This is a genomic window from Mesorhizobium sp. M4A.F.Ca.ET.022.05.2.1 (assembly GCF_003998845.1).
Lineage (GTDB): Bacteria > Pseudomonadota > Alphaproteobacteria > Rhizobiales > Rhizobiaceae > Mesorhizobium.
In genome coordinates this window covers 1-13,733 of the sequence record NZ_RZOJ01000135.1, presented here as the reverse complement: position 1 = coordinate 13,733, position 13,733 = coordinate 1, and the positions used below count along the sequence as shown (strand labels likewise).

The window sequence follows — 13,733 nt, the reverse complement described above, 5'->3', positions numbered from 1 at the left end:
GGAGAGGGGAGCGCCCTACGAACGAGGGCCCCCTCTCCGTCCGCTTCGCGGACACCTCTCCCCCGCTTTTAGCGGGGGCGAGGAATTAGGCCCAGCCTGGCACAATCGTGTCGCATTGGTCTGTCGGGAGACCGCGTGTTAAAACCGGTCAAACGAGAGTTGACGCGATGAACAAATTCACCCCCGCAAAGCCTGCCGGCGCGCGCAGCGTCGACGAGATCACCGGCAGCCGGCGGCTGAGGCGCATGCGCAAGGCCGACTGGTCGCGGCGCCTGGTGCAGGAGAACCGTCTTTCGGTCGACGACCTTATCTGGCCGATCTTCGTCGTCGACGGCAAGGATGTGCGCGAGCCGATCGCCGCAATGCCCGGCGTGTTCCGCCTGTCGCTCGACCTCGCGGTCAAGGAGGCCGAGCGTGCGGCCAAGCTCGGCATTCCGGCGATCGCCACTTTTCCCAATGTCGAGCTTTCGCTGCGCGACCAGACCGGCTCGCACATCCTCGACCCGGAAAACATCATCAACCGCGCCACCCGCGCCATCAAGCATGCGGCGCCGGAGATCGGCATCATCACCGACGCCGCGCTCGATCCGTTCACCAGCCATGGCCATGACGGCATCCTGCGCGACGGCATTATCGTCAATGACGAGACGGTTGCGCAGGTGGCGGCGGCAGCCGTCATCCAGGCCGCGGCCGGCGCCGACATCATCGCGCCGTCGGACATGATGGACGGCCGCATCGGCGCCATCCGCGACGCGCTCGACGCCAACGGTTTTCAGGACGTGGCGATCATGTCCTACGCGACGAAGTTCGCCTCCGCCTTCTACGGCCCGTATCGCGAGGCGGTGGGCACGGCCGGCCTGCTCAAGGGTGACAAGAAGACCTACTATCTCGACCACGCCAATTCCGACGAGGCGCTGCGCGAGGCCGAGCAGGACCTCGCCGAAGGGGCCGACATGCTGATGGTGAAGCCCGGCCTGCCCTATCTCGACATCATCCGCCGGCTGAAGGACGAACTGCAAATGCCGACCTTCGCCTACCAGGTGTCGGGCGAATATTCGATGATCAAGGCGGCCGCCGCCAATGGCTGGATCGACGGCGAGAAGGCGATGCTGGAATCGCTGCTTGCGCTGAAACGCGCCGGCTGCGACGGAATCCTCACCTATTTCGCGCCAGAAGTGGCGGCGATGCTGAAGGGATAGCCGACATTGCTGCGGGGGCTGGGCAAGCATCTCAAATCATTGTTCGTTGCCACCCCACGCGGCGATACTACTACGCCGGGCTATCACGCCTACGTCACGCTCCATGACTGGATTGTGCCGAGTTCCAAGCTGTCCAGTGCTATCGGGCCGCTTTCGGGAAAGCATCAATCCGCGCTCGACACCGCATGGGCCGAACTGGAGAACGGCCTGGCGGGCTGGAGGACGAAACATCTCATTCAGGCGGCTGATCTCGCCGCGGAAATCCGCAACGGCCCGTCGGCGCCCGACCTCGCCAATACCGTTGTTTCCATTCTCGTCGATCACTCCGGATCGATGCGCGGCCAAAAAATGCTCTACGCCGCCGCTTCCGTCGACATTGCACAGGAGTTCCTGAGGACGCTAGGCATCAAGGTCGAGCTCCTGGGCTTCACCACGCGCGCCTGGCGCGGTGGGTACTCACGGCAGACCTGGGATGCAGATGGCCGGCCCAAAAATCCGGGCAGGCTGAACGACCTGCTTCATATCGTTTATCGGGAGGCCGACGATATGCGTCAGGGCAGTATCGGTCATGCTCTCAAGGTGATGTTGCGGCCGGACCTGCTCAAGGAAAATATCGACGGCGAGGCCATCGAATGGGCAGCCGACCGGCTGCGGAAACGTCCCGAGCGCCGGAAAATACTGCTCGTCGTGTCGGACGGGGCGCCGGTCGACGATTCCACGCTTCACGCAAATGGCCCTCGCTATCTCCAAGACCATCTCTTTCAAGTGGCGGTGCAACTGGAGACAGCCGGAGACGTTGAGTTGCTGGCGGTTGGTTTTGGTTCCTATGTCGACAACTCCTATCGAGTGTCAACGAATTGCGAGGCACCCGATGAGCTCGGCAGAACCATGTTGATGGCATTGCAGCGCCAGCTTGTCGCCGGTGGAACGATGTCTGCCGGTGACACGGCGGACGAGGTTGGTAGTTCGCCGTCGCCGAACTGATCATTCTCCTGAACTTGCCGGGGCGCGATCCGCATCCATCCGCGCACCAGATACCGCTTGCAATACGCAATCAGTTAGACTAACCACTAACTGCTTGCAAAATACAACTGGTTATGAAGGAGGTAGCATGTCCAAGCTTCGCGTCAGTGCATTCACCCTGTCGCTTGACGGCTTCGGCGCCGGTCCGGATCAGGATCTCGCCAACCCGCTCGGTATCGGCGGCGAGAACCTGCACAAATGGATGATCGGCACCCGCTTTTTTCGCAAGATTGTGATGGGCAAGGACGGCGGTACCACCGGCACGGACGACGCGTTCGCCACGCGCAGCTTCGAGAATGTCGGCGCCTGGATCCTCGGCCGCAACATGTTCGGCCCGATCCGCGGCGAATGGCCGGACGAGACCTGGAAGGGCTGGTGGGGCGACAACCCCCCCTATCACGTGCCGACCTTCGTGCTGACGCATCACAAGCGGGCGCCGATCGCCATGGAAGGCGGCACGACCTTTTACTTCGTCACCGACGGCATCCACTCGGCGCTGGAGCAAGCCAGGGAGGCGGCTGGCGGCAAGGATGTGCGGGTCGGCGGCGGCGTTTCGACCATCCGACAATATCTGCACGAGAAGCTCATAGACGAGATGCACCTAGCGGTATCGCCGGTGCTGCTCGGCAAGGGCGAGCATCTTTTCGCCGGCCTGGACATGCCCGGCCTTGGCTATCGCTGCACCGAGCAGGTGGCAACGCCCCTCGCCACGCATGTGGTGATTGAGCGGGCGTGATTACAGCTCTTTCTCCCCGTTCACGGGGAGAAATGCCCGGCAGGGCAATGAGGGGCCGCGCTGCCGGTTGAAGATTGGCGACAAGCCGCTGACGGCGAACTAAGGCTCAATTGCTGACGTCGGCGCCGCCCCTCATCCGCCCTTCGGGCACCTTCTCCCCGTGAACGGGGAGAAGGAAAAAAGATGCTCAATACTTCTCCGGCACGTAAAGCTCGCGCGGCAGCACCTGGCGCTCGTATTCGGGATTGAAGACGCGCTCGGGCAGCGTGATCTCCTCGTGCGGAACCTCCTCATAGGGAAACTGCTGCAGCAGATGGTCGATGCAGTTCAGCCGGGCGCGCTTCTTGTCGTTGCCCTCGACGATGAACCAGGGCGCCTCGGGGATGTTGGTACGGGCGAAGGTCTCTTCCTTGGCCTTGGTATACTGCTCCCACCGCACGCGCGACTGCAGGTCCATCGGCGACAGCTTCCACTGCTTCATCGGGTCGTGGATGCGCATCAGGAAGCGCATCTGCTGCTCCTCGTCGGTGATCGAGAACCAGTATTTGACCAGCGTTATGCCGGAGCGCACCAGCATGCGTTCGAATTCCGGCACGTCGTGGAAGAATTCCTCCACCTGGTCCGGCCCGGCAAAGCCCATCACCCGCTCGACGCCGGAGCGGTTGTACCAGGAGCGGTCGAACAGCACGATCTCGCCGCCGGCAGGCAGATGCGGCACGTAGCGCTGGAAATACCACTGCGACTTCTCGCGCTCGGTCGGCGCCGGCAGCGCCACGACGCGGCAGATGCGCGGATTGAGCCGCTGGGTGATGCGCTTGATGACGCCGCCCTTGCCGGCCGAGTCGCGGCCTTCGAAGATCACGACGACCTTCTTCTTGTGGTAGGCCACCCAGGACTGCAGCTTGATCAGCTCGGATTGCAGCCGCAGCAGGTCACGGAAATATTGCTGCCGCTCGATCGAAGGCGGATGCGAATCCTTGTAGATCTTGGCGATCTCCAGCGACAGCGCCGGCTCCGATAGCTCCAGTTCGTAGTCCTCGTCGAGCGTGTCGGCGAGTTCGGCTTCCAGCCAGTCCCTGGCTCCGGAATTCGATTTCAGTTCGTTCATCGTGCTGCTCCGCGTGCCAGCCTGCCATGTGTGGTGGGATGACACCCTGCTGCCGCGCGCCATCCTGAGCCGACTTCAATAAAGGCCGGCAATGACGGTTTTATTGCAATACCGTCGCTTGAGATTTGAACGACCGCTCGCCGCGACAGGGCGACAAACCGGTGAACTTGTCCTACAAATATGCGTTCTCATTCGGGCAGCCCGCTCGTGGCGCCTCTCCCAATGCAATCGCGAGGATCTCAAATGGAATACCGCACGCTCGGCCGTTCCGGGCTGAAGGTTTCGACGTTGACGCTCGGCACCATGACCTTCGGCGGCGCCGGCGCCTTCGCGGCGGTCGGCAAGACCGACCTCAATGAAGCTAGCCGGATGATCGATCTCTGCATCGATGCCGGCATCAACCTCATCGACACCGCCAATGTCTATTCGAACGGGATTTCGGAAGAGATCATCGGCGAGGCTCTGGGCGGCAAGCGTAAGGACGACGTGCTGATCGCCTCCAAGGCGCGCATGCGCATCGGCAAGGGTCCCAACGACGAGGGCCTGTCGCGCCATCACCTGATCCGCGAGTGCGAGAAGAGCCTGAAGCGGCTGAAGACCGATGTTATCGACATCTACTTCCTGCACGAATGGGATGGCGTGACGCCGCTGGAGGAGACGATTGCCGCGCTCGACACGCTGGTGAGCCAGGGCAAGATCCGCTATGTCGGCTGCTCGAACTATTCCGGCTGGCAGGTGATGAAGGCGCTCGCCATCAGCGACAGCAGCCACCAGCCGCGTTTCGTCACCCAGCAGATCCACTACACGCTCGAGGCCCGCGAGGCCGAATACGAGCTCTTGCCTATCTCGGTCGACCAGGGGCTCGGCGTGCTGGTGTGGAGCCCGCTCGCCGGCGGATTGCTCAGCGGCAAGTACGACCGCAACAGCCCAACCGCCCGCCAGCTCGGCGGCTGGTCGGAGCCGCCGATCCGCGACCAAGACCGGCTGTGGCGGATCGTCGACGTGCTCGTCGACATCGGCAAGGCCAGGGGCGTATCGGGCGCGCAGGTGGCGCTCGCCTGGCTGCTCGGCCGGCCGGCCGTCTCGTCGCTGGTGATCGGCGCCCGCAGCGAGGCGCAGCTCAAGGACAACATCGCCGCCGCCAGCCTGACTCTGTCCTTCGACGAGCGTGCGCGGCTCGACGCCGTCAGCCGGCCGCCGGTCCTCTACCCCTATTGGCACCAGCAGCTGACGGCCAAGGGCCGCTTCGGACCGGCCGACCTGGTGCTCGACCGCAGCGATATCTGAGGGGCCGCAACGGGTCAGCCGGCGATGAAGCGCCAGACTTCGGGATCCGGTTTGACCTGGCCGCTCAGCACGAAATATTTGTAGAGGACGAGCAGCGAGATCGCCTGTTCGTCCCGCTCGTTGCGGAATTTTCGGCAATAGGCGTTGGCGGCGGCGACGATGCGTTCGGCCTCGGCCGGGTGCCTTTCGAAATGACGCACCTTGTCGGCGAGATCGGAGAAGTCAGGCGCCAGCTGCACATAGTGGACACCGGCCCTGACCTCGCTTTCGGTGAACCAGGTCTCGTAAGTCGGTGGCGGCATCAGGCAGAGCGAGTTCGAGCTCATGATCCATTTGAGGTTGGTCGCGACATCGTTGCCTTCGAGCGAGACAATGTAGCGGTAGCGCCGCTGCTCATCGATGGTGAGATAGGGTTTTTGGTATTCGGCCTTCGCGTCCTTTTTCGGCGTCCCGACATCGCAGATCGGCAAGTGGCGCACCACATCGAGGAACCGCGTGCGGATCGGGTTGTTGAGATCGCCGCGCCAAACCACCAGCGGACGCTTGTCGGCGAAGGGCTGTCGGTCGGCGGGCATCTGGAAGTGGCGGAACTTGTCCAGCTTCATCAGCACCGCATTGCCGTTGCCGTCCATGATCGGCCGGTCCTTGACGATCGCCGGCATCTTGGGAACGTCGATGACATCGCCAAATTCGAGGTCGATGAGCAGCACCGGATCAAAATAGCGGGCAAACTCCTTCAGGTCGTAATAATACATGCTCGGCGAGAACGGCAGCCGGCTGACCGGCACCGCTGCCGGGCTCGGCACAAAGGGCTGCTGCAGCCTGTTATAGAAGTTCACCCGCTCGCGGACCGAGCCGTCCGACCGCCGTGCCTGCTCAAGCCATCCCCTCAGCCGGTGGCGGAACAGCGCCTGCGGAGCGAGGTCGCGCGCGAAGTTGCGCGCGTAGTAAAACACCTTGGCTGCGGTTCGGAGAGGCGTGGCCATCGTTGGTCACCTGGACTGGGGGCAAAATGCTCTTAGCATCAGTCCGTCGAACTTTCACACTGCAAACTGCACGGCACCGCCGGCCGGCCGACAGCCGGCTGGGTTGGCGGGCGCAATGCCGCGCAAGCCATTGTGCGGGTGACGGTTCAGTCCAGGGCGATGGTCGCGATCACGCGGCGACGACGGCGAAGCCCCGGGCCCGCAGGCCGCGCCGGTCGTCGCGCAGCGACGTCACCAGCCGGTTGCGGCTGCCGACGATATGGGCTGAAAGCAATCGCGCCGCCGCTTCCGCATCGCCCACCCGCACAGCCGCCAGTACGGCATGATGCTCCGCCCATGCGCGGCCGAGTGCCGCCTCGTCGCGTACCTCCAGCCAGCGCGCGCGGGAGAGCCTGGTCATCGCATCGCGCACCGCCCGAAACAGGAAGTCATTGCCGGAGAGCCTGGCCAGCTCGATGTGGAAATCCATGCCGATGCGGTGCCATTCCTCGCGCGGAGTGCCTGCATCGCAGGCCTCCAGCATCGCCTCGATGGCGTCGACGGCGCTTCTGTCCTCCAGCACGCAGGTCAGCCTGACGGCGGCCACCTCGACCGCCTCGCGATAGACGGCGATTTGTTCGAGTTCGGCCAGATTGATCGGCGAGACCGTCCAGCCGCGCCCGTCGCGGCAGATCAGCCCTTCGGTTTCCAGCCGGAGCAGCGCGGCCCTGACCGGCGTGCGCGAGGCGGCGAAGCGGCTCTCGATCCAGCGTTCGGTCAGGCGCTCGCCGGGCCCGATCTCAAGACCGAGGATCATCTCGCGAAGCTGCCGTTCGACGCTCTGCATCTGCGACATGGCGGTTCCGTTCGTATGGCCGCATTGACAGCGGCAGGGTTGAGGTCCATGACGGATACCAGCTTGGTATCCCAAATTGGTATCCGTAACAACCCCACCATGGCGCGGGCATGAGATGAGCAAGAACGGCAGCGAACAGGGCGGCTACAACGTCCACTGGCGGCGCAATCTCGCCGTCTGCTTCGCGGGCTCGTTCAGCACGCTCATTGCCATGACCTTGCTGCTGCCCTTCCTGCCGCTCTATGTCGAGCAGTTGGGCGCCGAGGGCCATGCCGCGATCGTGCAATGGTCGGGCATCGCCTACGGTGCCACCTTCTTCGCGGCCGCCCTTGTGGCGCCGCTGTGGGGACGGCTGGGCGACCGCTACGGCCGCAAGCTGATGCTGGTGCGTGCCAGTTTCGGCATGGCGATCTGCATGTCGCTGACCGGCATGGTCGAAACCGTCTGGCAACTGGTTCTGCTGCGCCTGCTGATCGGCTTTGCCGGCGGCTATTCGTCGGGCTCGACCATCCTGGTCGCCATGCAGACACCGAAGGAGCGTTCCGGCTGGGCGCTGGGCGTGCTCTCGGCCGGCATCACGGCGGGTGGCCTGGTCGGGCCGCTGCTGGGTGGCGCATTGCCGCCGGTGATCGGCATCCGCGCCACCTTCCTGCTGTCGGGCGGCGTCATCTTCCTCGCCTTCCTGGCGACGACCTTCCTGATCAAGGAGACCCCTCGGCCGGCGGCGGCCAAAACTGGAGCTGCGTCAAAGCCGAAAAGCGGCTGGTCGCAGATCCCCGACAAGCGCCCGGTCGTCGCCATGCTGGCGACCGGCATGCTGCTCGCCTTCGCCACCATGTCGATCGAGCCGATCATCACTGTCTATGTGCAGCAGCTGATCGAGGACGAGAGCCGGGTGACGCTGGTCGCCGGGGTGGTAATGTCGGCGGCCGCGCTCGGCGCCATCCTGTCGGCCTCGTGGCTGGGCAAGCTCGCCGACCGCATCGGCCACTGGAACGTGGTGATCGCCGCGCTTGCCATCTCGGCCCTGCTGTTGATCCCGCAGGCCTTCGTCACAGAGGGCTGGCAGTTGATCGGTCTGCGCTTCCTGATGGGTCTGGCGCTGGGCGGGCTCCTGCCCTGCATCACCAGCGTCATCCGCCACAACGTGCCGGACGGCGTCGGCGGCAATGTGCTGGGCCTGTCGATCTCGGCGCAATATGTCGGCCAGGTGGCCGGGCCACTGCTCGGCGGCTTTGCCGGAGGCCATTTCGGCATGCGCTCGGTATTCCTGGGAACATCGCTGCTGATGGCCGGCGGCGCGGCCTACAACTGGATTGTCCAGTCGCGGCGCACGCGCAACATACTGGCGCAAGCCGGCAGTTCCTGACACGTTCGCCTTTTGCGGATAAACCCACCCGATGAACGGCAAGCTGAAGGACTGGGCGCGCACGATCAAGCAAGACGTGCACGCGATCTATCTCGCGGCCGGTGATGCCCGTACGCCTTGGTATGCTAAGGTGCTGGCGCTATGTGTCGCCGGCTATGCCCTGTCTCCAATAGACTTGATTCCCGACTTCATCCCGGTGCTGGGATATCTCGATGACGCTATCATTGTGCCGCTCGGCATCCTGGCCGTGCTGAAGATGATTCCACCGGAGGTCATGGCAGAACATCGAGCCGCTGCCGCGCTTGCGGGAGAGCGCCCGGTGAGTCGGGTAGCCGCAGTCGTCATCGCTTGCGTCTGGGGCGCATCTGCCACACTGGCGGCCTGGCTCGGCTATCGCTACTTCATCGGCTGAGTTCGCGACACCATCCGCGCTTTCACTACATCGGTCGTATGGCAGGAGGCACCCCCATATGGGCACAACCGAACAAGCAGCGAGCGGAGGCAGCCGCATCTTCGTTCTTGCCGGCGGCCTCTGCGGCGCGGCGGGCGTGGCGCTGTCGGCCGCGGCCGCGCATCTGGGCGGCGGCTTCGTCGGCACGGCGGCGTCTTTCCTGCTCATGCACGCGCCGGTCTTCCTCGCCGTCGGGCTGATCGGCGCCGACCGCGCCCTGCGAATCGCAAGCCTGGTCCTGCTTTTCGGGCTGGTGCTTTTCTGCGGCGATCTTCTCGCCCGCGACTTCCTGGGTTCGCGGCTGTTTCCGATGTCGGCGCCGATCGGCGGCACCCTCCTGATTGCAGGCTGGCTGGCGATCGCCGGTTCGGCCCTCGTCCTGCGTCGCGCCTGAGACCGGCGCTCAGTCCTGCCGGCGCTCGCGCCTTGCCAGCCATTCGCGACTGCGCACGGCCGGCCCTGTGAGGCGCCGCCGCTCCGGCCGCTCGGACGCCGGAGAGATGCCCCAATAGTTGCGATAGATATCCTCGAACAGATGGTTCATCGGATGCATAGCTTTGTTCCTCTGAATTGAATCGATCCAATCGATCGACGTGAAAAAGACCGACCGTTCAGCCGCGCTTGCGATCCACGATAAAGCGCGGCTCGCGCCTCCATGGACTTGCCTTGCCGCGGCGCTTCTCGCTGAGCGCAGCCGAGGCAATGCCCCAATCGTTGCGGTAGACGTCCTCAAACAGAAAGTTGACCGGATGCATCGCACCCTCCTTCCAAACTCGCTCCAATCGGCCGAATTGCCAACTTGGATCGATTCAAACATAGGCCATCCGACCTGGGAGTCAAGCAGAATTTGAATCGATCCAAGAAAAATGATATTGGACCGGAGATCGATCCCCGTCCATGTAGTGCGGCGTGGGAGGTCCGGGAGAACAGACATGGCATCACTCATCGAAGGCCAGGCACGCCCCATCCGGCTGGCCGATATCGCCAAGGCGGCCGGCGTCTCGCATGGCACGGCCTCCAACGTCTTCAGCCGCCCGGAGATCGTGCGCGCGGAAGTGCGCGAGCGGGTCAAGGCGGTGGCCGAGGCGATGGGCTATGCCGGACCCGACCCCAAGGGCCGGCTGCTGCGCGCCGGCAAGGTCAATGCGATCGGCGTCGCATCGACCGAGCCCCTCTCCTATTTCTTCGACGACCCTTTCGCGCGCGTGATGATGGCCGGTATCTCCGAGGCATGCGACGCCACCGGTGCCGGCATTGCGTTGGTATCGGCTCAAAATGACGAGAAACTCGCCTGGAACATCCAGAGTGCCCTGGTCGACGGCTTCATCCTGTTCTGCATCGAGGGAGGCCCTCGCCTCGTCGAGCTGACGCGCGAACGCAGGCTCCCCTTCGTCGCGCTCGCAGTCGGCTTCGATGACGACACCATCTCGATGATCGGCATCGACAACGTCGCCGGCGCAAGGCTGGCCGCGCGTCATCTCGGCGAACTTGGGCACCGCCGCTTCGCCGTTCTGTCGCTGCCTTTCGTTGACGGCAGCACCGGTCTTGTGACGCCCGGGCGGCTCGGGACGGCGCTCTACACCGCAACGCGCGACCGACTTGCCGGCTATTTCGAGGAGCTTTCCCGCTTCGGCATCGACACCACCAAGGTGCCGGTCTACGAGACCGAAAACGAGGCCGCCTCCACCAGGGCCGGCCTCGAAGCCATCTTCGCCAGCGGCGAGCCGCCCACCGCGATCCTGGCGATGTCCGACCGCATGGCCATGGTCGCGGTCGACTGGCTGACCGGGCGGGGTCTGAATGTCCCGGGGGATGTCTCGGTCATCGGCTTCGACGGCGTTCCGGACGGCCTGCTGTGCAGCCCTCGGCTCACCACGATCGCCCAGCCGATCGCCGAGATCGGCCGTCGGGCGGCGCGAATGATCCTCAATTTCGACGGCTCAGTGCGGCGCGAGATGCTCGGTGTCGAACTGATCGTCAGGGCATCGACCGGACCGGCGAGGCCCTGACCGACCTCACCGATTCCCCGCTGCCATCGGCTGGACGCCGAAAGACGCACGCGCTGGCACCTCGCCGCGGGCCGGCTTCTTACCCGATGAACCGATGCCGGACAGCCATTCGAGATAGAACGCGAGAGCGAACTGCATGGCGATGCCGGCCGATATCAGCAGGGTGTCATAGGCGAGGCCGCCCGGATTGATCAGCTTCAGCACCTGCGCCACCATGGCGAGAACCGTGCCGGTGATGAACACAGGCAACGAGCGCTTGCCGAGGATGGCGAGCGGATGGTCGGGGCTGGTGCGGAACAGGTTCGAGACAGCCGGCAGCGCGACGATGAGATAGCTCACCGCCAATATGTGCAGGAGCCTCGGCAGCGACAGGAATGTCTTGTCGAAGCCGGTCAGCACCACCGGCAGATCGAGCCAGGATATCCGGCCCCAGAGCGGACTGTGCACCCAGACGAGCGCCGTCAGTACATAGGCGGCGGCGGCTCCGAGCAGCCAGCGATTGACCGGAATCACGCCGCCGCGCCTGACATGCAGCATGGCGGCCAGGCCGATGTTGAACAGGAACTGCCAGGACAGCGGATTGAGGAACCAGAAACCGGGCTCCGGATAGTTGGGCGGCGCGATCTGCCAGATGCCGGCGACTAGCCACAGGGCTCCCGACAGGACAAGAGCCGGCACCGGCCGGTAGCTGATCAAAAGCAGGAAGGCCGGCGCCAGCAAAAGCAGCACCGCGTAGACCGGCAGGATGTTGTTGTAGCCGAGTTGGTGACCGAGCGTGACGATGCCGACCAGGACTTCCGGTGTGTTCTTCATCAGCGGCTCGATGTTGATCAGTTTCAACAGCTCAGGCCGCCTGGCGAACACCGCGGCGGCGCAGAACAGCGCCATCACCGCCATGGTCGTGACGATATGGGCAACATAGAGGACGCCGGCGCGCCGCCACATCTTCAGCGTCGCCAGCAGCCGGCCTCCGGACTGGAATTTGCTGCCGTAGGCGAGCGCCACCGACATGCCGGAGATCAGCACGAAGGCTTCAGCCGCGTCCGAGAAGCCGAAATTCTTGTAGGTCAGCGTCTCGAACATCGTGCCGGGCACATGATCGATGAAGATGGTGAGCAGCGCGAGCGCGCGAAACACATCGATACGCGTATCGCGTCCGGGCGAAACTGGCATGGTCATCGACAAAAGGCCTCAAAGCTGGTCGTTCATTGGGGCAATGCGACCCCCGCGCACCGCTTTGATTCCTCCCGTGGCGGAGTGTATCGGCGCAGAAACGGTCTGAAGTAAGCCTGGTTCAATCAACTTTCGCGGAGCAAGAAAATATTCCGTTTTGAAGCCGGCAAATCAACGAATCTATCATAAAATCAAAAGGATATAAGCGTGTCCGAATATACCGGCAAAACTGCCGTCCTGCGTGACTTGAGCTTCCATTACCGCTTCACACAGCCAACAGAGGCAAGCGGCGAATGCCTGTTCCTGCTACACGGGTCCGGTGTCGATGAAACCACGCTGGTGCCGCTGGCGAAACAGATTGCGCCGGATGCCGCACTGGTCGCCGCGCGCGGTCGAATCCCACAAGAGGACGGCTTTCGCTGGTTCGAGCGGATCACGCCGACCAGCTTCGAGCAGGCCAGCATCCGCACGGAGACGGACGCCTTCGCGACGTTCGTTGCCGAGGCGACGAAGCGCCACCGGATCGATCTCTCCCGCGCAACCTTCCTCGGCTATTCGAACGGCGCCAACCTGGTCTCGAGCCTGATGCTGCTTCATTCCGGTCTCGTCCGGCGGGCCGCGCTTTTGCGGGCCATGCCGGTGTTGGCCGAGACGCCGCCGACGGATCTCGGCGGCACGAAGGTGCTGATGATCGCCGGCGCCGCCGACCTCACTTACGGTCCCTTCGCGCCGGCGCTGGTGACGCTGCTAAGCCAGCGCGGCGCCACGGTCGACGCAAGGATTATCGCATCTGGGCATGAGATCGGCGATTCGGATGCGACGATCGTCAGGCAATGGCTGGCGGATCCAAGTGCTGTCGCGTGAGCCCGGTCAATTCCATCGAATCCTTCACCGGTGGCCAGCATTTCGCCATTTCGCACTCCAGCGCCGGGCCACTCCCCCTTCCATTGTCCACAGCGCGGACATATCTCTGTCACGAACTGTCTATCGAGATACTGTTCACTGAGGGGGAGGTCTAGATGACCGACAAGAACAGCGTCACTCTGCTCGACGACACCTCGACATTGCCGGCAATCGTGGCCAATCCGTCCGAAGTGGCTCGGATTGAAGGCACGATCAACGTTGGCGACCGCGCAGCGATCTCGGTCTATGGCGACCGCGCCCAGCAGTCTGTCAGCGACTTTGCCGACAAGATACTCGCCCAGATCCGCAACCGCGATCTCGGCGACACTGGCACGCTGCTCACCGATATCATCATGAAGGCCAAGAACCTCGACCCCGCCTCGCTGAAGGAAGAAGGGTTCCTGAGCAATTTGTTTTCCTCATTCAAGGCTCGGCTCGAACGCTTCAAGGAGAAATTCGAGGACGTGGCGGGGCAGATTGACCGCATCGGACTGGAGCTCGACCGTCACAACGATACGCTGAGGCGCGACATCGCCGTGCTCGACGACCTGCACGAGCAGACCAAGGACTCCATCCTCAAGCTGGACATAGGCATCCAGCTTGAGGATGGAGTCCTTGGGCTGCTCGTGCAGGTCGTCGAGCACGGCGATGTCG

At 63.7% G+C, this 13,733-nt stretch carries 16 protein-coding genes; 10 read left to right on the top strand and 6 right to left on the bottom strand.

Annotated features, from left to right (window positions below):
- Positions 1-167: 167 nt before the first annotated feature.
- The 3 genes from hemB (at position 168) to EN745_RS16575 (ending at position 2,958) form a co-directional block, all read left to right on the top strand.
- The gene (gene hemB, locus EN745_RS16585; RefSeq protein ID WP_126054954.1) at positions 168-1,199 is read left to right on the top strand and encodes a porphobilinogen synthase; all 1,032 of its coding nucleotides are present in this window, start codon (positions 168-170) and stop codon (positions 1,197-1,199) included.
- Positions 1,200-1,205: 6 nt separating this feature from the next.
- Complete coding sequence (locus tag EN745_RS16580; protein WP_126054955.1) at positions 1,206-2,183, top strand: cobalamin biosynthesis protein CobT; 978 nt, start codon at positions 1,206-1,208, stop codon at positions 2,181-2,183.
- A 127-nt stretch (positions 2,184-2,310) separates the two neighbouring features.
- Complete coding sequence (locus EN745_RS16575) at positions 2,311-2,958, top strand: dihydrofolate reductase family protein (protein ID WP_127400438.1); 648 nt, start codon at positions 2,311-2,313, stop codon at positions 2,956-2,958.
- 187 nt (positions 2,959-3,145) lie between these two features.
- Here the strand turns inward: EN745_RS16575 and ppk2 are convergent, their stop codons facing one another.
- The gene (gene ppk2 / locus EN745_RS16570) at positions 3,146-4,066 is read right to left on the bottom strand and encodes a polyphosphate kinase 2 (RefSeq protein ID WP_126054956.1); all 921 of its coding nucleotides are present in this window, start codon (positions 4,064-4,066) and stop codon (positions 3,146-3,148) included.
- 243 nt (positions 4,067-4,309) lie between these two features.
- On the opposite strand from ppk2, the gene EN745_RS16565 reads away from it, so the two are divergent.
- Entirely contained in the window at positions 4,310-5,353 is a 1,044-nt protein-coding gene (locus EN745_RS16565) for an aldo/keto reductase (protein WP_127421781.1), read from the top strand.
- A 14-nt stretch (positions 5,354-5,367) separates the two neighbouring features.
- Here EN745_RS16565 and EN745_RS16560 read toward each other — a convergent pair whose 3' ends face one another.
- Both EN745_RS16560 and EN745_RS16555 read right to left on the bottom strand, forming a co-directional pair.
- The gene (locus EN745_RS16560) at positions 5,368-6,339 is read right to left on the bottom strand and encodes a glycosyl transferase family 90 (RefSeq protein WP_127421780.1); all 972 of its coding nucleotides are present in this window, start codon (positions 6,337-6,339) and stop codon (positions 5,368-5,370) included.
- Positions 6,340-6,508: 169 nt separating this feature from the next.
- Positions 6,509-7,174, bottom strand: a complete 666-nt coding sequence (locus tag EN745_RS16555) for a GntR family transcriptional regulator (protein WP_127421779.1) — start codon at positions 7,172-7,174, stop codon at positions 6,509-6,511.
- A gap of 115 nt (positions 7,175-7,289) precedes the next feature.
- Here EN745_RS16555 and EN745_RS16550 point away from each other — a divergent pair, with 115 nt between their 5' ends.
- From EN745_RS16550 to EN745_RS16540, 3 genes are read left to right on the top strand one after another with little or no spacing between them, the layout of a single operon-like run.
- Entirely contained in the window at positions 7,290-8,543 is a 1,254-nt protein-coding gene (locus tag EN745_RS16550; protein ID WP_126054960.1) for an MFS transporter, read from the top strand.
- A gap of 31 nt (positions 8,544-8,574) precedes the next feature.
- Positions 8,575-8,955: a YkvA family protein gene (locus EN745_RS16545; protein ID WP_127421778.1), complete on the top strand. Its 381-nt coding sequence runs from the start codon at positions 8,575-8,577 to the stop codon at positions 8,953-8,955.
- Positions 8,956-9,013: 58 nt separating this feature from the next.
- Positions 9,014-9,388, top strand: coding sequence for a DUF423 domain-containing protein (locus tag EN745_RS16540; protein ID WP_126054962.1), 375 nt, complete (start codon positions 9,014-9,016; stop codon positions 9,386-9,388).
- Positions 9,389-9,397: 9 nt separating this feature from the next.
- Here EN745_RS16540 and EN745_RS36145 read toward each other — a convergent pair whose 3' ends face one another.
- Both EN745_RS36145 and EN745_RS36140 read right to left on the bottom strand, forming a co-directional pair.
- Positions 9,398-9,547, bottom strand: coding sequence for a hypothetical protein (locus EN745_RS36145; RefSeq protein WP_189363066.1), 150 nt, complete (start codon positions 9,545-9,547; stop codon positions 9,398-9,400).
- A 58-nt stretch (positions 9,548-9,605) separates the two neighbouring features.
- Positions 9,606-9,749, bottom strand: coding sequence for a hypothetical protein (locus EN745_RS36140; RefSeq protein ID WP_189347756.1), 144 nt, complete (start codon positions 9,747-9,749; stop codon positions 9,606-9,608).
- A 177-nt stretch (positions 9,750-9,926) separates the two neighbouring features.
- Here EN745_RS36140 and EN745_RS16535 point away from each other — a divergent pair, with 177 nt between their 5' ends.
- Complete coding sequence (locus EN745_RS16535; protein ID WP_127421777.1) at positions 9,927-11,003, top strand: LacI family DNA-binding transcriptional regulator; 1,077 nt, start codon at positions 9,927-9,929, stop codon at positions 11,001-11,003.
- A 6-nt stretch (positions 11,004-11,009) separates the two neighbouring features.
- On the opposite strand, the gene EN745_RS16530 is transcribed toward EN745_RS16535, so the two are convergent.
- Complete coding sequence (locus EN745_RS16530) at positions 11,010-12,182, bottom strand: OpgC family protein (RefSeq protein WP_127421776.1); 1,173 nt, start codon at positions 12,180-12,182, stop codon at positions 11,010-11,012.
- Between the two features lie 201 nt (positions 12,183-12,383).
- On the opposite strand from EN745_RS16530, the gene EN745_RS16525 reads away from it, so the two are divergent.
- Together EN745_RS16525 and EN745_RS16520 are read left to right on the top strand one after the other, a co-directional pair.
- Positions 12,384-13,040, top strand: coding sequence for an alpha/beta hydrolase (locus EN745_RS16525; RefSeq protein WP_127421775.1), 657 nt, complete (start codon positions 12,384-12,386; stop codon positions 13,038-13,040).
- Between the two features lie 155 nt (positions 13,041-13,195).
- Positions 13,196-13,733 (top strand): toxic anion resistance protein (locus tag EN745_RS16520; RefSeq protein ID WP_189363065.1); only part of this gene is annotated, 538 nt, incomplete at its 3' end.